Here is a 16,976-nt window from a genome sequence, read left to right as displayed (position 1 = left end):
GCCGTCCTGACCACCTAGGCCGACTAGGGGCCGCTGCGCCCCTTGAGCATCCGACGCTCGTCGCGCGGCCGGTACGCGATCGCTCGACCCGGCGGAAGCCGCCGCCCGGCTCGCCTCTGTTTCGTTTGTGTCGCCTTTCGGCGCCCGCCCCTTGCGGCTGTGCCGTCCCACGCCGCGCCTCAGCTCCCCCCGCCGGGAGTGCCCGGTGGAGGGCCAGTGTCAACCGATCCGGCACGATCGGCACCGGCCGAACCACCGCCGCCCACCGAACCACCCACACCCGAAGAGTCGACCGAACCCGAACCCGAACCCGATCCAGGACCCGAACCCGAACCCGATCCAGGACCGGAATCGGAACCGGAAGCCGATCCAGGACCGGAATCGGAACCGGAAGCCGACGCCGAAGCCGCACCGGACTCCGCACCCGTAGCACCCACAGCGCCCATCTGAGCCTGCGCCTGCGCCTGCCCCCGCGAGTGCGGGTCCGGATACACGTCCGAATCCCAGCCCCCCGCCCCCGACCCCCTCGCCCCGGCATCCGCGAGCAGATCCCGGAACGCGGCCGCCACAGCCTCCGGATACTCCATCATCGCCACGTGCCCCGCATCCGGCAGGCAGACGAGGCGGGAGTCTCGGAAGGAGCGGGCGGCACGCCGGGCCATGCGGTAGCCGACGAGCTGGTCGCGACGGCCGTAGACGAGGAGGGTCGGGGCGAGGACCCGCTCGGCCTGACGCCAGAGCGAGTGCTGCCCACCCAAGGTGTACGCGTCCACGAGCCCACGAGCGGAACGCGTCAACGCGTCCCACATGTACGGGAGTTGGAGGCGCCGCTCCATCTCCTCGACGGCGTTGCGGAAACCCTCGTCCGTGACGCGGCCGGGGTCGCCGTAACAGAGCGCCGTGACGCCCCGTACGCGCTGCTCGGCGCTCCAGCCCTTGGTGAAGCGGGTGAAGAGCGCCGAAATGCCCGGCAGCGCGAGCAGCGCGGTCGGCACGGCGGTCCGCTGCACGAGCAGCTCGGGCAGAGCGGGCGACACCAGGGTCAGGGTGCGGACGAGATCGGGGCGGAGGGCGGCGACGCGGGTCGCGATCGCGCCGCCGAGGGAATTGCCGAAGAGGTGCACGGGGCCGCGCCCCGCCGCGTCGAGGTGGCGGATGACCGCGCGCGCGTGTCCTGTGACGGAGTAGTTGCCGTCGTCCGGCGGCGGCGAGTCGCCGAAGCCGGGCAGATCGACGGCCTCGCCGTCCACGACGCCGTCGAGCAGCGACATCAGCGCGGACCAGTTCTGCGAGGAACCGCCCAGGCCGTGCACGAACAGGGCGGGCGGCAGCCCTTCGCGCACCGGCGGTCTCGACCTCACCGACAGCGTGATCCCCGGCAGCCGGACCGTTCTCAGCCGCTCGCCGGGCGCCACACGCACGGCACTCGCCTTCGGCGACGCGGTGGCGGTCAGCAGGGACGGCAGCTCGGTCGAAGACATGCGGGCAATGTTACGAGACGATCACGCAGTGACTCATGTGTTCGCCATCACAGGTACGGACTTGAACAAGCCGTTTGTACGGGACGGACCGCGGATCCCTCACCGCCGCGCTCACGGCGAGGCCGCCGGTGATCGCATAGCGCCACGATCACCCTTCTCCTAGGCTCATAAACAGGGCATCCAGGCTCGCGAAGAGGGCACCCGTACGTGGCCCGGCCGCCGAGGTGACGTCCGGCGGCGGCGGGGCAGGACCAGGAGCGACACCAGGGCAGCAGCACCAGGAAGGGGACCCACGATGGCCTTCGACCCGACCGATCCCGACACCTTCACCGAGGAGGAGCCCACGGAGTTCGACGACGTCGAGGCCCCGGAGGCCGATGCCGCCGAGCAGCACAAGGACATCGCGCAGCACCGGGACGACCCCTTGACCGACGCCGACCCGGGGGCCGCCAACGAGGCCGATCTGGCGGAACAGGCCCGCGTGGTCTCGCTCGACGAGGAGGACTACCGGTAACCCGATCCCCATCAGGGACGACGACCGGTGACGAGAAAGGGCTTCCTTCTGCCCGCTATGCACATGTTTGGTGTGGTACGCGGCACTTTCCCCGGCGTCCGGTCCGTGAAATTCTGCGCTCGCACCGCGCACACCCGGGTTACCGAAAAGTACGATGGCGGCGCGGCGCACACCCGCACGTGGACGATCTTGGGAGGCGGCGTGACAGCCATCGAGCAGACAGAGGCGGCGCGCCCGCGAGGCACCCGGCTGCCCCGCCGAGCCCGGCGGAACCAGTTGCTGGGCGCCGCCCAGGAAGTCTTCGTGGCCCAGGGCTACCACTCCGCCGCGATGGACGACATCGCCGAGCGCGCCGGAGTCAGCAAGCCGGTGCTCTACCAGCACTTCCCCGGCAAGCTGGACCTCTACCTGGCGCTGCTGGACCAGCACTGCGAGTCCCTGATCCAGGCCGTGCGGGGTGCGCTGGCGTCGACGACCGACAACAAGCAGCGGGTCCTGGCGACGATGGACGCCTATTTCGCGTACGTCGAGGACGAGGGCGGTGCCTTCCGGCTGGTCTTCGAGTCCGACCTGACGAACGAGCCCGCCGTGCGCGAGCGCGTCGACAAGGTCACCAACGAGTGCGCCGAGGCCATCCGCGACGTCATCGCGGAGGACACCGGCCTCTCGCGCGCGGAGTCGATGCTCCTCGCCTCGGGACTGGGTGGCCTCTCCCAGGTGGTGGCGCGGTCCTGGCTGCACAGCGATCGCAGCGTCCCGCGCGAGCAGGCGGTCCAGCTGCTCGCCTCGCTGGCCTGGCGCGGTATCGCCGGCTTCCCTCTGCACGGCCTCGACCAGCACTGATCGGCGCGGCCGACCGACACCGCCGACCAGCACCGATCCGCGCGACCGGCCAACACCGATCCGCGCGACCGGCCAACACCGATCCGCGCGGCCGGCCAACACCGCCGATCAACACCGATCGGCACCGCTGATCGACAACGCCGACCGTCGGCCCGGTCGGCGGCACCGGCCGAACGACCCCGGGCCGGCCATCGCGGCTCAGCCCCGGTCCGGGATTTTGTTCCCACGCTCTGTTCGCTCCTGGCGTTCTCAGGCGGAGCGTGTACGTCCCCTCACCGGGCTAATGTGTGCTGGGTACGGCGCGGAAGCCCGCGCACTTCACTGACCGTCGGAGGGACATAGCCGTGGAGGTCAAGATCGGCGTGCAGCACGCGCCCCGCGAGATCGTTCTGGAGAGCGGTCAGAGTGCCGAGGAGGTCGAGCGTGCCGTTGCCGAGGCGCTGACCGGCAAGTCGGCGCTGCTGAGCCTCACGGACGAGCACGGCCGCAAGGTGCTGATCCCGGCCGACCGTCTCGCCTACGTCGACATCGGCGAGTCGGCCGTCCGCAAGGTGGGCTTCAGCGCGCTGTAGTCGCGAGGCACTGGAGACGTACGGAGGGGCCCGGTGGTGTGAAAACCACCGGGCCCCTCCGTATGTCCGCTTCCATGGCTCCCACCGGCCGAGGCGTACCGAACCGGCACATCCCCGGTGCCGACGATGATTGCGTCCCACAGCTCACGGGTAGTACGGGCTACGACCGATCTGCCCAGGCCAGGCCGTGCGGGAGGGAACCCGATCATGTTCTTGGAAGCACTCGGATCCGCACTCCTCGGGTTCGCCCTGGCCTGTGCCGCCGCCTACCGGCTCCCGCACCGACTGCCGTCCCGCACCCTGGTCCTTCCGACCGGCACCGCGGGCGCCCTCTTCGGCGCCTTCCTGACCCACACGGCACTGGGCTCGGCGAACTACCCGCTGATCCTCACCGGCGCACTGGTCGTGGCGGCGGCGTCCCTGTCCCTGCTGCTGCGCCCGACGGAACGCTTTCGACACAGCAGCTCGGCCACGGCGTGAGGAAGATCCGCCGGGTACGGAAGATCCACCGCGCGCGGAAGAAGACCCTCTGACGGCGGCGAAGCCGCCCGTCCAGGGGCGCGGGGAACCACGCGACCGGCGAGGACCAGCCCCGGTCCCGCACCCGCACCCACAGGACGGCACCGCACCCCGGAGCGATTAGGCACTCACGGGCAGCCGCTCACGCGGCCAGGCCCAGCGCGGCCATCCGCTTCGTGTGCGCCTCGGTGATCCGCGAGAACATCCGCCCCACCTCGGCCAGATCGAACCCGTCGGCGACACCGCCCACGAGCATCGTCGACAGGGCGTCGCGGTCGGCCACCACCCGCTGCGACTGCGACAGCGCCTCCCCCATCAACCGCCGTGCCCACAGCGCCAGTCGGCCGCCCACCCGGGGGTCCTCGTCGATCGCGGCGCGCACCTTCTCCACGGCGAAACCGGCGTGCCCCGTGTCGTCGAGGACGGCGAGCACCAGCCCACGCGTGTCCGAGTCGAGGTGCGCCGCGACCTCCCGGTAGAAGTCGCTGGCGATCGAGTCGCCGACATACGCCTTGACGAGCCCCTCCAGCCAGTCCGACGGCGCGGTCTGCCGGTGGAAACCGTCGAGCGCGTCGACGAACGGCTCCATGGCCCGCGTCGGCTCCTCGCCGATCTCGGTGAGCCGGCCGGCGAGCCTCTCGAAGTGGTGGAACTCGGCCGCCGCCATCTTCGCCAGCTCCGCCTTGTCGACGAGGGTCGGCGCCAGCTTCGCGTCCTCCGCGAGCCGTTCGAACGCCGCCAGTTCCCCGTACGCCAGCGCGCCCAGCAGATCCACCACCGCCGCGCGGTACTGGGGGTCGGCGGCTGCCCGGGCCCAGTCCTGGGCTGCGATCCCGGTGACCTCGGCGGTGTCGGCGGGCTCGCCGCCGGTGGCGTTCTCAGGCTTGTCAGACGTGGTCATGAAGCGCACAATAGCCCGCTCCGCGCGACGCGGAAGGGCCCGGGCATTTCGCGTGGCCTTCAGTGTGACAACCACTACGTGACCAAACTGGCCATCGCATATGCGCGATTCCGGGGTATGGTGGTAATGCGCCTGCTGGTACGTCGACGTAGTTCGATCGTTCGACCGTATCTCGACAGGCCGCACGCATGAGGATGCCCGGTCGGTGGCCCGATCGGCTCCGACCCGACAGCCCTCCTTCTCCGTACGGCACATCGCGTACGGCGTCCGGAGGGAACCCCTCAGCGGTATGAGCGCTAGAGCGTCGGCAGTGGTCCCGTGCCACACGGTCCGCCCGTGAGGCGGCCGACGTCCCCCGGCACGGTCCGACACGACCCCCGCGCTCGCCTCACACCGCGTACACAGAAGAGGCAGCACCCTGACTACGACTTTCCGAGATCTCGGAATCTTTCCCGAGACCGCCGAGGCGCTTGAGGCCGTCGGCATCATCAACCCCTTCCCCATCCAGGAGATGACGCTCCCGGTCGCCCTCACCGGCACCGACATCATCGGCCAGGCCAAGACCGGCACCGGCAAGACGCTGGGCTTCGGCCTCCCGCTCCTGGAGCGCGTCGTCGTCCCCGCCGACGTCGAGGCCGGCCGCGCCAAGCCCGAGGACCTCGTCGACTCGCCGCAGGCGCTCGTTGTCGTCCCCACGCGCGAGCTGTGCACCCAGGTCACCAACGACCTGCTGACCGCCGGCAAGGTGCGCAACGTGCGCGTCACCGCGATCTACGGCGGCCGCGCCTACGAGCCCCAGGTCGAGGCCCTGAAGAAGGGCGTCGACGTCGTCATCGGCACCCCCGGGCGGCTCCTCGACCTCGCGGGCCAGAAGAAGCTGAACCTGAAGCACGTCAAGTGCCTGGTCCTCGACGAGGCCGACGAGATGCTCGACCTGGGCTTCCTGCCCGACGTCGAGAAGATCATCAACATGCTTCCGGCCCGCCGCCAGACGATGCTGTTCTCGGCGACCATGCCGGGCGCGGTCATCGGCCTGGCCCGCCGGTACATGTCCCAGCCGACCCACATCAGCGCCACGTCGCCGGACGACGAGGGCGCGACGGTCCGGAACACCGCGCAGCACATCTACCGCGCGCACAACATGGACAAGCCCGAGATCGTCTCGCGCATACTGCAGGCCGACGGCCGGGGACTGGTCATGGTCTTCTGCCGTACGAAGCGCACCGCGGCCGATCTCGCCGACCAGCTCAAGCAGCGGGGCTTCGCCTCCGGCGCGGTCCACGGTGACCTCGGCCAGGGCGCCCGCGAGCAGGCCCTGCGTGCCTTCCGCAACGGCAAGGTGGACGTCCTCGTCTGCACCGACGTCGCCGCCCGCGGCATCGACGTCGAGGGTGTCACCCACGTCATCAACTACCAGTCCCCCGAGGACGAGAAGACGTACCTGCACCGCATCGGCCGTACGGGCCGCGCGGGTGCCAAGGGCATCGCGATCACCCTCGTCGACTGGGACGACATCCCGCGCTGGCAGCTGATCAACAAGGCGCTGGACCTCGGGTTCAACGACCCGCCGGAGACCTACTCCACCTCCCCGCACCTCTTCGAGGAGCTGAGCATCCCGGCCGGCACCAAGGGTGTCCTGCCGCGCTCCGAGCGCACCCGTGCCGGGCTGGAAGCCGAGGAGCTGGAGGACCTGGGCGAGCCGGGCGGGCGCGGTCCTCGCGGCCGTGGCGGCCGTTCCTCCGCCCCGTCGTCGTCCGCCGAGCGCGAGCGTGAGCGCCCGGCGCGTACGCCGCGTCGTCGCCGCCGTACGCGCAGTGGAGCCACCGTGGACGGGGTGTCCCCGGAGGCCGCGGCCGTCACGCAGCCCTCGGCGTCCGCGCGGACGCCGGACGCCGGTTCCGTGGAGTCCGAGGGCGAGAGCCGTACGCCTCGCCGTCGCCGCCGCACCCGGGCCGGGGCGAACCCCGGTGCCGAGGCCGTGGCCGGGACGGCCGAGAGCACGTCGGCCGAGGCCGTGGTGGAGACCGTCGCCGGTGCTCCCGCCGAGCCGGTGGAGGAGGCGGCCCAGCCGCGTCGCCGCCGCACCCGTAAGTCGGCGGAGGCTGTCGAGGCCCCCGTCGTCGAGGCCGCGCCCGCTGCCGAGGCCGCGCTCGACACCGCCGAGGGGACGGCTACCGAGGAGGCTCCCGCCAAGCCGCGCCGCCGGACCCGCAAGGTCGCCGCACCCGCCGAGGCAGTGGTCGCCGAGACCACCACCGAGGAGACACCGGCCGCACCCCGCCGCCGCACCCGCAAGGCCGCCACCGCCGCCATCGAGACCACCGACAGCGCCGCCGAAGCAGCCGTCGACACCGTCGAGGAGCCCAAGCCGCGCCGCCGCACCCGCAAGACCGTGGCGGAAGCCGCCGAGGCGGCGGTTCCGGCCCAGCCGACGGAGGAGCAGGCCACGAAGCCGCGTCGTACGCGCAAGGCCGCGGTGGCCGCGCCTGCGGCCGGCGGCGAGGAGGCGGTGGCCGAGGCCCCGGCCCCGCGTCGTCGCGCGCGTAAGGCCGCCGCCGCCGTGGAGGCCGCGGAGGGCTGAGCCGTCCAGCCGAGTGCAGGCCCGGTCCCCTTTCGGGGGCCGGGCCTTCGGCGTTCCGGGCGCGGTTCGTCCCGGTTGTTCGCGCCGTTCCTCGCGCCCTCAAGGGGTGCCCAGGAGGAGTGGAGGAAAGGCGGTTACGCTCCCCCCATGAGCCGTCCGCCTACCTTCACCCCGCCCGCCGGTGCCAGGGCGTACCTTCTGCGTACCGCGCGTGGGGAGTTCGCCGTGATCGAGGCGGGGGCGCCGGTGAAGGGCACCGTGTTGCTCGTGCCGGGGTTCACCGGGAGCAAGGAGGACTTCATCGCGCTGCACGAGCCGTTGGCGGCCGCCGGGTACCGGTCGGTGGCGGTGGACGGGCGCGGGCAGTACGAGAGCCCGGGTGCCGAGGACGACGAAGCCCCGTACGCGCAGGAGGAGTTGGCGAAGGATCTGCTCGCCCAGGCGGAGGCCGTGAGTGAGGGCACCCCGCTGCACCTCGTCGGCCACTCCCTCGGCGGCCAGATCTCCCGCGCCGCCCTGCTGCTGGACGCCTCCCCCTTCGCCTCGCTCACCCTGATGGCCTCGGGCCCCGCCCAGATCTCGGTGGGCCAGCAGGAGCGCGTGAAGCTGTTGCGGGACGCCCTCGCGGTGATGGACATGGAGCAGGTCTGGGACGCCATCCAGGCGATGGACGCGCCGGAGCCGGAGGAGGCCGAGACGGGCGCCCTCGACGAAGGCCTGGACGACCGCGCCGACCTGCGGCGCCGCTGGCTCGCCACCAGCCCCGCCCAGCTCATCGCCACGGGCCGCCAGCTCTGCGCGGAGCCCGACCGCGTCGCCGAACTCGCCGCCCTGGACCTGCCCAAGCACGTCCTGTCCGGCGAACGGGACGACACCTGGCCGATCCCGGTCCTCGACGACATGGCCGTACGGCTGAACGCCCACCGCACCGTCGTGCACGACGCCGAGCACTCCCCGAACACCGATCAGCCGCAGGCGACGGCCGCCGCCCTGATCGGCTTCTGGGACCGGATCGCCCGCTGAGTACCGCCACCGGCACGCCCCGGGACACCGGATGGGACGCCCGCTAGTACTGCGCCCGCAGATGCTCCCAGAAGCCGTCCCGCAGCGCCCGCCTCAGGTCGGCCTGCCCCCGCAACGAGTACTGGAGCAGCCCCTCCGCCTCGACGAGCAGGTCCTGGTCGACGGAGCCGGGGAGGTACGGGTGGCTGTGGAGAAGCTCCTGGAGGGTCTCCCGGCCCCGGGAGGCGAGCCACTTCGCGGCGATCTGGGCGCCGACGAAGCGGACGTCCTCGCGGCTGGGGCGGGCACCGGTGGGCGCGTCATAGGTGGCGGCGGCCCGCCGTGACACGTACGGCTTGAAGAAGTCGAGGTCGAAGGTCCGCTGGCTGTCGACCTCCCAGAGCAGCGGCTCGGCCTGGTTGCGGCCCTCGGGCGCCTCGATGCCCCACAGGTGGACCCGCGCCCCGTACCCCTGGGCGGCCTCAACCGCCGAGACCAGGTCCTCGTCACCGCCGATGAGGGCCGCGTCGCTGATCGCGCGGTGCCGGGCCAGTGACTCCAGGTCGCTGCGGATGAGGGAGTCGACGCCCTTCTGTTGGTTGTTGGCGTTGAGGTTGCCCAGGCGCACCTTCACGTCCGGCAGCTCGGCGATCGACTGCTGTTCGGCCGTATGGATGCGGCGGCGCGCGCCGTCGTACCAGTAGACCCGCAGCAGCCGGCTGTCCGCGAAGATCGTGCGCGCCTTGTCGATCAGCGCGTCGATGAGCCCCTCCGCGTCGAGATCGAAGGACCGCCGGTCCTCCGTCCCCGCGGCGAGCCGTCCCACTGCCGCGTACAGGTACCCGGCATCGACGAAGATCGCGTGTGTCGAGGGTGTCTTCGCCACCTCGGCAAGCATGCGGTGCAGCAGCTCGTTCGTTCGGTCGATGCGGGCGCCGAGCGCCGTGAGGTCGTCGTTCATCACGTCCATTGTCCCGGCGGTCACGCTGCGAACACAACCGGTCCCAATCAGTCTTCCTGCTTGCCGGTAGACAGACACGCACACCGCTTACCGGCTAGTAATTAGGTTCTCGAAAATTTTCCTTAGCGTAAGGAATGTTTGTAACACGCATACCGTTGACTACTCATGGAACACGGGCACCGATGACCCGCGAACCACCACCAGTAGTTCTCCTCAGGAGGATGACCAGACGAAGGGAGAAGCCCTTGCGCTTCGAAATCCTGCGACTCGACGATGTCAGCGGCACGCCCGTGGACAGCACTGTCGTGGAAGCCGCCTCCGTCAACCGGATCGTGCAGCAGGCCGCCGCCATCGGGCAGCGCCTCTGGATCCGCCCGGCCGACGTGACCGCCTCGTAGTACGCGGATCCGTTCACACTTCCGAGCCCCGTACGGCATCGATGCCGTACGGGGCTCGGCTACGTCCCGGGCCGGGTGTGGTGGCCTACGAGGCCTGCACGACCTGGGTGACCCCGTTGATGATCTGCTGCACGGCGATCGCCGAGAGCATCATGCCCGCGAGCCGGGTCACCAGCACCACGCCGCCGTCCTTGATGACCCGGATGATCAGCAGCGAGTACCGCATCGTCAGCCACAGCACGACGTGGATCGCCAGGATCGCCAGCCACACCGACACCTGACCGGCCACCCCGTCCGCCTTCTGCACCGCCAGGATCACCGACACGATCGCACCGGGCCCGGCCAGCAACGGCATCCCCAGCGGGACGAGGGCGACGTTCACGTCCTTCGTCTGAGCCGGCTCGTCGCTCTTGCCGGTCAGCAGATCGAGCGCGATCAGCAGGAGCAGCAGCCCACCCGCGATCATCAGCGCCGGCACGGAGACATGCAGATAGTCCAGGATCTGGTGCCCGAGCAGCCCGAAGACCGTGATCACACCCCCCGCCACACAGACGGCCTGGAACGCCATGCGCTTCTGCGTCCGAGCGGGCCGCCCGGCGGTGAGCCCGAGGAAGATCGGGGTGATCCCGGGGGGATCCATGATCACGAAGAGGGTGAGGAAGAGGGAACCGAAAACGGCGAGATCGAACACAGGGGTGCCTTGGGGAAGTGAAGAACGGAGGAAGACGGGGAGCAGGGACGAAACGGGGGAGCAGGGACGAGGGAGAGAGGGCAGCCCAGTGTGATGGCCGGTGACCATCGTGGGCAATCGTTTCCGCAGAGGAAGACGGGCAGAGCCGGCAGCCGCCGGGTGCCGCACGACGAAGACGAAGACGAAGACGAAGAAACGAAGTCCGAGACGTCAGACGCGGACGAGGGCGAGGAGCAGGAAGAGGGAGGGCTAGCGGGCTCCGCCGGTCCCGGGGACGGGGAACGCTCCGGTGGCCCGTCGGGTGATCTCTCCGTACACCTCGGGGTCGGTCGTGTACTCGCCGAGCACGCAGGTCTTACGGCTGCCGTGGTAGTCCGAGGAGCCCGTGGTGAGCAGTCCCAGCTGCTTCGCCAGGCCCCGCAGCCGCGCCCGGGTCGCCGTGTCGTGCTCCATGTGGTCCACCTCGATGCCGTCGAGCCCTGCGGCGGCGAGCTCCGCGACGGCGGATTCCGGAACGGTCCGGCCGCGCTTGGCGGCGGCGGGGTGGGCGAAGACCGCGACACCGCCGGCGCCCTTGATCAGCCGGAGCGCCTCGAAGGGGTCCGTCTCGTGCTTCGCCACGTGGGCCCGGCCACCGTCCGCGAGCCACTGCTCGGTGAAGGCCTCGTCCACCGTCGGTACGACGCCGAGGTCGACCAGTGCGGTGGCCACGTGCGGGCGCCCCACGGAACCGCCGCCGGCGATCCGCGCGACCTGCTCCCAGGTCACCGGCACACCCAGTTCGTTCAGCTTGACGATCATGGCGCGGGCGCGCGGCACGCGGTCGTCCCGGACCAGCTCACGCTCGGCGAGCAGTTCGGGCTCCTCGGGGTCGAACAGGTAGGCCAGCATGTGCATGCTGACGCCGTCCAGGCGGCACGACAGCTCGGCGCCGGTGACCAGCGTGAGCCCCTCCGGCAGCGCGGCGATCGCCTCGGCGTGCCCGCGCGTCGTGTCGTGGTCGGTCAGCGCGACGACGTCCAGCCCGGTCGCCCGCGCCTTCCGCACCAGTTCGGCCGGGGTGTCCGTACCGTCGGAGGCCGTGGAGTGACAGTGCAGATCGATACGCACGACTCGGACTCCAGGGCAGACGGAACGGAAGCGGACGGTCCAGGATAGCGCCCCGGCGGCCTGCGTCTGTCACACCCGAAACCGGTGAGCGCCCCCTACCGAAGCGACGCTTCACAGCCTGGGGCCTCCGGTCGCGTCGACGGCTCCCCGGCACGGCGAAAGGCCGAGCGCGCACGTCCGCACGCCTTGGCCCACAGACGTCCTACGGAGGTCCGCACGCCCTTCACCCACAGACGTCCTACGAGGTCCGCACGCCCTTCACCCACAGACGTCCTACGAGGTCCGCACGCTCTTCGCCCGCAGACGTCCTACGAGGTCCGCAGGCCCTTCGCCCGCAGGCGCCCTACGGTTCCAGGATCCGCGGTGAGAGCGCCCCGCACGGCAGCAGTTCCACCTCCGCGCCCGCGTCCCGCAGATCCGTCAGGACCAGTTCGTCGTACATCAGAAGTCCGGTCTGCTCGGGCCACACGACGGCCCAGAGCCACAGGCCGAGCGCCTCCCCCGCGAAGACGGCGCGATCGTCCGGCGTACCGGTGACATGCCACAGCGGCGTGGGACGGCCGGCGGCGAGCACCTTCGCCTGGGGTGGCTTCTCGACGCTCAGGTAGGGCCCCGGGTCGGGGCCGTCGATGCCGGCGTACCGCGCTCCGAGACCCACGCCGAGTTCCTCCGCGATGAGGACGAGTTCGCCGACGCCGCCGAGCGGCCCGGGACCCGAACAGGCCACGGCGGTGGCACGTCCGCCGCTGCGGTCGTCACCGGCGAACGCGGCGCCCGTGAACAGCCAGCCCACGGGCAGCGGCCACGGCATCCAGACGGGCACCTTGGCACGGTGCACCACGACGCTGAGGGCCTCGACGCTGGGCGGGATCACGGGCTGCAGCGGGTGCACCGTCCCGTGCGCGGCGCACTGCCAGGAGTCGGCAAAGAGGCCGGGAGCCCTGACCCGGCCACCACACTTCGGGCAACTGGGTTCGCCCCTCATAGGGCCCAACGGTCCTCCCCGTGCTTCCTCGCGTCAAGGACGATCACCCGACCGGCGTGTGCGCGTCACAGTCCGCGCACGCACACCGGTCTCCGGGCGGCGGCCGGTCCGTCGGGCCGGCCAACGGAATCAACTACCCACACGGTCAAGGGAAGCGGTGGTTTTCGGCCACCTCCCGGGCCGGCTCCGGTCACGTATGGCGTGCCGTCGGTCACACGGGGAAGTCGCGCGGGGCCGTCCGGTCAGTCCATGGGGACCGACCTGCGGGACGGGTCGCGCAGGTCCGTCCCCTGGGTGAGCCAGCGCTCCTGGAGGGCCTGGGCGCCGTGCACGCGCTTCCAGGCCGCCTCGTTGGCGGTCATCGGCAGCAGGGGCAGGAACCGTACGGGGTCGGCGGGCGCGTCGAGTTCGAGGTCCTCGACCAGGCCGCCCGGCTCGGCGACGAGGACGGAGGTGAAGGGGGCCCCCGGCCAGAGCGGGCCGCCCACGTCGAGAGAGGCGCCGGAGGCCACGACCACCCCTTCGACCTGCGGTGACGCCGCGAGCACGGCGAGCGGGCGGAGCACCTTGTCGGTGTCGGCGATGCCGTGCCGCACGGACAGGACGAGTTCCGCGCGGGGGCCCTCCACGGGGTCGGCGAGGACCGCGGTGGGGTCGGCCATCGGCTGGGCCGACATGCCGAGCGTGGCGTACCGGACGACGTCGCCGTCGACGAAACGGAGAACCTCGATACGGTCCGTGCCGAGAAAGGTGACCGCGGCGCGCGCGTCCGGTTCGCCCAGCGCAGTGCGCAGACGGGCCTCCACCAACGGAAGAACATCAGCCATGATCCGAGCATAGAACTCGTCAGGAACCGGCAAACGGGCGCCTTGACACCGCGGCCGACTGTTAGTCTGGGCCGCCGGTCGGGACAGCATGCGGGCAGCACGCAGCGGCCTCGCGCTCAAGGCTTCTCATGCCTTCGCGTCCCGGACCGAAAAGACTGACTCCCCTACGGGGAACCCCGAACGGGGTATGGAACGTCCCTCACGGGGGACCGGCCGGAGGAGGTGGGGCTGCGATGGACCGAAGTCGACCTGGCAGTACCACCCGCTCTTCCGCTCGCCGAGTTCCGTAGCTCCCGCCGTAGCCGTATTTCTCGCTCCGCTGGCTACAGCCCTCGTCCCGCGTCGTGCCGCTCGCCGGTCGTCGCGCATCGGAAGAGCACTTCTTTCCCGTCTTGATCTACATCGCCGATCGGACGTCTCCGGCTCTCACCGGTCGGGCGTCGCCCGGTCCGAGTCAAGCGAAGCTGTCACCGCGACGGTGCGGTGCTCCCCGCTTTGTGGACGTGCCAAACATCCGAAGTCAAAACGTCCCCATTCCGGGTAGTTCCAACCGTCGCCGGCGGCCTTTCGTTGCGAAGGAGCCTGCTCATGTCGATGATCCACAACCTGCGTGCCGCGGTCCGCCCGTCCCGCCCCTCCCGGCTGTCGCTGCGCAAGGACGGTGGCGTGTACGACGCCACGCGTCCGGCGGAGGCGCCCACGGCCGTGGTCGACTGCGGCGTGTACCGCGACGGCGCGCGTGTCACGTTCGAGCGCGACCTGACGCCGCACGAGGCGATCCGTCAGGCGCGCCGCGACGGCGGATTCGTCTGGATCGGGCTCCACGAGCCCTCGGAGGCCGAATTCGCCGGTATCGCAGCCGAGTTCGGGCTGCACCCGCTGGCCGTGGAGGACGCGGTGCACGCGCACCAGCGGCCCAAGCTGGAGCGCTACGACGACACCCTCTTCACCGTCTTCAAGACGATCCACTACGTGGAGCACGACGAACTCACCGCCACCAGCGAGGTCGTGGAGTCCGGCGAGGTCATGTGCTTCACGGGGCGGGACTTCTTCATCACCGTGCGGCACGGCGGGCAGGGTTCGCTCAGGGCGCTGCGTCACCGGCTGCAGGACGACCCGGAGTTGCTCGGCAAGGGCCCCTCGGCCGTGCTGCACGCCATCGCCGACCACGTCGTCGACGGGTACGTGGCGGTCGCGGACGCCGTGCAGGACGACATCGACGAGGTGGAGACGGAGGTGTTCTCCCCCGGGCGCAAGGGCACGCCCCGGGGCACCGACGCCGGCCGGATCTACCAACTCAAGCGCGAGGTCATGGAGTTCAAGCGTGCGGTGCTGCCGCTGGTGCGGCCCATGCAGCTGCTGAGCGAGCGGCCGATGCGGCTGATCGACCCGGACATCCAGAAGTACTTCCGTGACGTGGCCGACCACCTCGCCCGCGTCCAGGAGCAGGTCGTCGGCTTCGACGAGCTGCTCAACTCGATCCTCCAGGCGAACCTGGCACAGGCCTCCGTCGCGCAGAACGAGGACATGCGCAAGATCACGTCGTGGGCGGCCATCATCGCCGTCCCGACGATGGTCTGCGGCGTCTACGGCATGAACTTCGACTACATGCCGGAGACGCACTGGAAGTTCGGCTACCCGGTGGTCCTCGGCGTCACGGTCGCGCTCTGCCTCGGTATCCACCGCACGTTGAAGCGCAACGGGTGGCTGTAGGCCGCCGGGCACCGGGGCGGGGCGGCGGGGTCGGGCATCTTCGGGGAGCGCGCGGTTAGGCTGCCCCCATGACCTCCGACTCCCCGGCCTCCGACTCCCTGGCCTCCGATGTGCCGACCGTCGATGCGCCGACGGACGATTCGTCGACGGGCGACGCGCTGCTGGACCGGGCCCTCGTCGAGGAGGCCACCAAGAAGTCCGGGCTCGTCTGGGTACGCGGTGGCGGGGCGCTCCAGGGCCGGGAGGCGCCGTCGCGCGCGCTGTGGCACGTCTGGCACGAGGGTGCGGCGTGCCTGGTCGGTGACGGGCCCGGTGAGCAGCCGTTGCCGGATCTGGTCGACGGGGGCCCGGCCGTGGTGACCGTCCGCAGCAAGGACAAGGGCGGGCGGCTGGTCGCCTGGGCCGCGCGGGTGGTCGAGTTGGCCCCCGGGTCCGCCGAGTGGGAGGCCGCCGTGGCCGAGCTCAAGGGCAAGCGCCTCAACGCCCCCGACGGCGAGGCGATGCCGGGCCGCTGGGCCCGTGAGTGCCGGGTGCTCCGCCTGGAGCCGACGGGTTCGACCCTGCCGGTGCCCGACGGAGACCTGGCGCGGGCTCCGGTGCCGACCCCCGCGACGACGCGCCGGCCCGTTCCGGCGGCGGTACCCCGCCTGCTCTTCGGCCGCCGCAAGCGGAAGTGACGTGACGCTGCGACGCGCCCTCGGCGGCGAGGCACCGACGGGCGGAGCTTCGGACCGACGCGCGGGGGACGAGCCGACCGACGGGGCTCGTCCGACTGACGGAGCCGGGCCGACCGACGGGACCGGGCCGACCGACAAAGCCCAACCGACCGACGGGACCGGGCCAACCGACGAGACCAGGCCAACCGACGGGGCCCAGCCGACCGACGGAGCCGGGCCGGCTCACCGGCCCCCCGACCGGTGGGCCGGGCTGTCCGGCGGGTCCGGGCGGGCCTACGACGTCGGCAGCTGCCGCCCGTAGTCCACCACCGACTTCTCGTCCGGCTCCTTCAGGGCGAAGTCCTTGCCCCAGTCGGTGAGGAGGATGGTGCCGGCGTCGCCGGCGCGGACGAGGCGCAGGGGGTAGGGGGTGCCCTTCAGGGAGACGTCGAGGGTGCCGCCGGAGCCCTTGTCGCCGGTGATGCGGATCGTGCGGGTGCCGGACTGTTCGTGGTGCCCGTCCTTGGACAGCGAGCCGTGCAGGGTGAGCAGGCTGTTGAGGAGGACGTCCTTGTCGGTGAAGCCGCTGAGCCGCTTGTAGGCGGGGTCCCCCGTCGGCACCTTCACGTACATGCCGTCCAGCTTGTCCGCCGCGCCCGTCTCCGAGCCGTCGTGGTCGCCGCCGTTCTTCCCGGCGTCCTGGTGCTCCCAGAAGTCCTTGTCGGCCTTGAGGAAGAGGTGTTCGCCGACCTTCAGCAGCCGGAAGGTGGACCCCTCGGACGTCACCGAACCCGTGCCGCCGTCCTCCTTCAGGCGCATGTCCAGCCGGTATGTCTTGCCGCTGGTCACCACCGCCCCGGACAGCCGGACCGTGTCCGCCGCGGTGGCCGCCGCCAGGGTCGTGCTCTGGATCTTCGCCGGCTCCAGCTTGCCGACCCCGTTGGTGCCCTCGTCGGGATCCTCGCCGCATCCGGTGAGCCCCAGCCCGCAGGCCACGAGGGTGCAGACGGCGCTCACCAGTGCGGCCCTTCGGGTACGGGGAATCACAGTCACGCGCGATGCACCTCTTCGTGGGGAGTCCAGGCGTACCGCAGAGTACCGGGGCTCCCGGTACACCCGGGACCCAGTCCGTCCGCACCGCTCACCAGGGCATATCCGATCGGGACGGGCTAGCCTGAAGCCCTCCTCGGCGGACATTCCCCTCTCGACGCGAAGGAAAGGG

The 16,976-nt window shown here is 71.1% G+C and carries 16 protein-coding genes and 1 pseudogene; 9 read left to right on the top strand and 8 right to left on the bottom strand.

Going from position 1 to position 16,976, the window contains the following annotated elements; all coding sequences use genetic code 11:
* Positions 1-526: 526 nt before the first annotated feature.
* Positions 527-1,481, bottom strand: a pseudogene (locus ACWCRJ_RS14275) (alpha/beta fold hydrolase); the annotation flags it as partial.
* A 295-nt stretch (positions 1,482-1,776) separates the two neighbouring features.
* On the opposite strand from ACWCRJ_RS14275, the gene ACWCRJ_RS14270 reads away from it, so the two are divergent.
* The 4 genes from ACWCRJ_RS14270 (at position 1,777) to ACWCRJ_RS14255 (ending at position 3,890) form a co-directional block, all read left to right on the top strand.
* On the top strand, positions 1,777-1,995 hold the full coding sequence (locus tag ACWCRJ_RS14270; protein WP_450939554.1) for a hypothetical protein: 219 nt from the start codon (positions 1,777-1,779) through the stop codon (positions 1,993-1,995).
* A gap of 201 nt (positions 1,996-2,196) precedes the next feature.
* Positions 2,197-2,838 carry a TetR/AcrR family transcriptional regulator gene (locus ACWCRJ_RS14265; RefSeq protein WP_005480530.1) on the top strand — a complete coding sequence of 214 codons (642 nt, stop codon included), beginning with the start codon at positions 2,197-2,199 and terminating at the stop codon, positions 2,836-2,838.
* Positions 2,839-3,182: 344 nt separating this feature from the next.
* Positions 3,183-3,410, top strand: coding sequence for a DUF3107 domain-containing protein (locus ACWCRJ_RS14260; RefSeq protein WP_005480533.1), 228 nt, complete (start codon positions 3,183-3,185; stop codon positions 3,408-3,410).
* A 207-nt stretch (positions 3,411-3,617) separates the two neighbouring features.
* Positions 3,618-3,890, top strand: a complete 273-nt coding sequence (locus ACWCRJ_RS14255) for a hypothetical protein (RefSeq protein WP_046914608.1) — start codon at positions 3,618-3,620, stop codon at positions 3,888-3,890.
* Between the two features lie 181 nt (positions 3,891-4,071).
* Here ACWCRJ_RS14255 and ACWCRJ_RS14250 read toward each other — a convergent pair whose 3' ends face one another.
* Complete coding sequence (locus tag ACWCRJ_RS14250) at positions 4,072-4,839, bottom strand: ferritin-like fold-containing protein (protein ID WP_450939553.1); 768 nt, start codon at positions 4,837-4,839, stop codon at positions 4,072-4,074.
* A gap of 502 nt (positions 4,840-5,341) precedes the next feature.
* On the opposite strand from ACWCRJ_RS14250, the gene ACWCRJ_RS14245 reads away from it, so the two are divergent.
* Both ACWCRJ_RS14245 and ACWCRJ_RS14240 read left to right on the top strand, forming a co-directional pair.
* Positions 5,342-7,411, top strand: coding sequence for a DEAD/DEAH box helicase (locus ACWCRJ_RS14245; RefSeq protein ID WP_450939552.1), 2,070 nt, complete (start codon positions 5,342-5,344; stop codon positions 7,409-7,411).
* A gap of 147 nt (positions 7,412-7,558) precedes the next feature.
* Positions 7,559-8,434 carry an alpha/beta fold hydrolase gene (locus ACWCRJ_RS14240; protein WP_450939551.1) on the top strand — a complete coding sequence of 292 codons (876 nt, stop codon included), beginning with the start codon at positions 7,559-7,561 and terminating at the stop codon, positions 8,432-8,434.
* Between the two features lie 43 nt (positions 8,435-8,477).
* Here the strand turns inward: ACWCRJ_RS14240 and ACWCRJ_RS14235 are convergent, their stop codons facing one another.
* Positions 8,478-9,383 (bottom strand): NYN domain-containing protein, encoded by a 906-nt coding sequence (locus ACWCRJ_RS14235; protein ID WP_450939604.1) that lies wholly within the window; start codon positions 9,381-9,383, stop codon positions 8,478-8,480.
* Positions 9,384-9,619: 236 nt separating this feature from the next.
* On the opposite strand from ACWCRJ_RS14235, the gene ACWCRJ_RS14230 reads away from it, so the two are divergent.
* On the top strand, positions 9,620-9,772 hold the full coding sequence (locus ACWCRJ_RS14230) for a hypothetical protein (protein WP_020113966.1): 153 nt from the start codon (positions 9,620-9,622) through the stop codon (positions 9,770-9,772).
* 85 nt (positions 9,773-9,857) lie between these two features.
* Here ACWCRJ_RS14230 and ACWCRJ_RS14225 read toward each other — a convergent pair whose 3' ends face one another.
* The 4 genes from ACWCRJ_RS14225 to ACWCRJ_RS14210 form a co-directional block, all read right to left on the bottom strand.
* Entirely contained in the window at positions 9,858-10,463 is a 606-nt protein-coding gene (locus tag ACWCRJ_RS14225; protein WP_450939550.1) for a MarC family protein, read from the bottom strand.
* Positions 10,464-10,712: 249 nt separating this feature from the next.
* The gene (locus ACWCRJ_RS14220) at positions 10,713-11,573 is read right to left on the bottom strand and encodes a PHP domain-containing protein (protein ID WP_450939549.1); all 861 of its coding nucleotides are present in this window, start codon (positions 11,571-11,573) and stop codon (positions 10,713-10,715) included.
* A 343-nt stretch (positions 11,574-11,916) separates the two neighbouring features.
* On the bottom strand, positions 11,917-12,558 hold the full coding sequence (locus tag ACWCRJ_RS14215) for a DUF6758 family protein (RefSeq protein ID WP_326577722.1): 642 nt from the start codon (positions 12,556-12,558) through the stop codon (positions 11,917-11,919).
* 242 nt (positions 12,559-12,800) lie between these two features.
* Entirely contained in the window at positions 12,801-13,385 is a 585-nt protein-coding gene (locus ACWCRJ_RS14210) for a suppressor of fused domain protein (RefSeq protein ID WP_450939548.1), read from the bottom strand.
* 588 nt (positions 13,386-13,973) lie between these two features.
* Here ACWCRJ_RS14210 and ACWCRJ_RS14205 point away from each other — a divergent pair.
* Together ACWCRJ_RS14205 and ACWCRJ_RS14200 are read left to right on the top strand one after the other, a co-directional pair.
* On the top strand, positions 13,974-15,098 hold the full coding sequence (locus ACWCRJ_RS14205) for a magnesium and cobalt transport protein CorA (protein WP_005480555.1): 1,125 nt from the start codon (positions 13,974-13,976) through the stop codon (positions 15,096-15,098).
* 68 nt (positions 15,099-15,166) lie between these two features.
* Positions 15,167-15,775 carry a hypothetical protein gene (locus tag ACWCRJ_RS14200; protein ID WP_450939547.1) on the top strand — a complete coding sequence of 203 codons (609 nt, stop codon included), beginning with the start codon at positions 15,167-15,169 and terminating at the stop codon, positions 15,773-15,775.
* Between the two features lie 273 nt (positions 15,776-16,048).
* Here the strand turns inward: ACWCRJ_RS14200 and ACWCRJ_RS14195 are convergent, their stop codons facing one another.
* Positions 16,049-16,807 (bottom strand): hypothetical protein, encoded by a 759-nt coding sequence (locus tag ACWCRJ_RS14195; RefSeq protein ID WP_450939546.1) that lies wholly within the window; start codon positions 16,805-16,807, stop codon positions 16,049-16,051.
* Positions 16,808-16,976: the final 169 nt, after the last annotated feature.

The sequence above is a fragment of the Streptomyces sp. NPDC002324 genome (assembly GCF_053593335.1).
This window is presented reverse-complemented; position numbering and strand designations above follow the sequence as displayed.

Coding starts and splice junctions, on each gene's coding strand:
- ACWCRJ_RS14235 (WP_450939604.1), bottom strand. CDS start 9,383: ATGGACGTGATGAACGACGACCTCACGGCGCTCGGCGCCCGCATCGAC.
- ACWCRJ_RS14245 (WP_450939552.1), top strand. CDS start 5,342: ATGACGCTCCCGGTCGCCCTCACCGGCACCGACATCATCGGCCAGGCC.
- ACWCRJ_RS14210 (WP_450939548.1), bottom strand. CDS start 13,385: ATGGCTGATGTTCTTCCGTTGGTGGAGGCCCGTCTGCGCACTGCGCTG.
- ACWCRJ_RS14205 (WP_005480555.1), top strand. CDS start 13,974: ATGTCGATGATCCACAACCTGCGTGCCGCGGTCCGCCCGTCCCGCCCC.
- ACWCRJ_RS14200 (WP_450939547.1), top strand. CDS start 15,167: ATGACCTCCGACTCCCCGGCCTCCGACTCCCTGGCCTCCGATGTGCCG.
- ACWCRJ_RS14215 (WP_326577722.1), bottom strand. CDS start 12,558: ATGAGGGGCGAACCCAGTTGCCCGAAGTGTGGTGGCCGGGTCAGGGCT.
- ACWCRJ_RS14255 (WP_046914608.1), top strand. CDS start 3,618: ATGTTCTTGGAAGCACTCGGATCCGCACTCCTCGGGTTCGCCCTGGCC.
- ACWCRJ_RS14240 (WP_450939551.1), top strand. CDS start 7,559: ATGAGCCGTCCGCCTACCTTCACCCCGCCCGCCGGTGCCAGGGCGTAC.
- ACWCRJ_RS14270 (WP_450939554.1), top strand. CDS start 1,777: ATGGCCTTCGACCCGACCGATCCCGACACCTTCACCGAGGAGGAGCCC.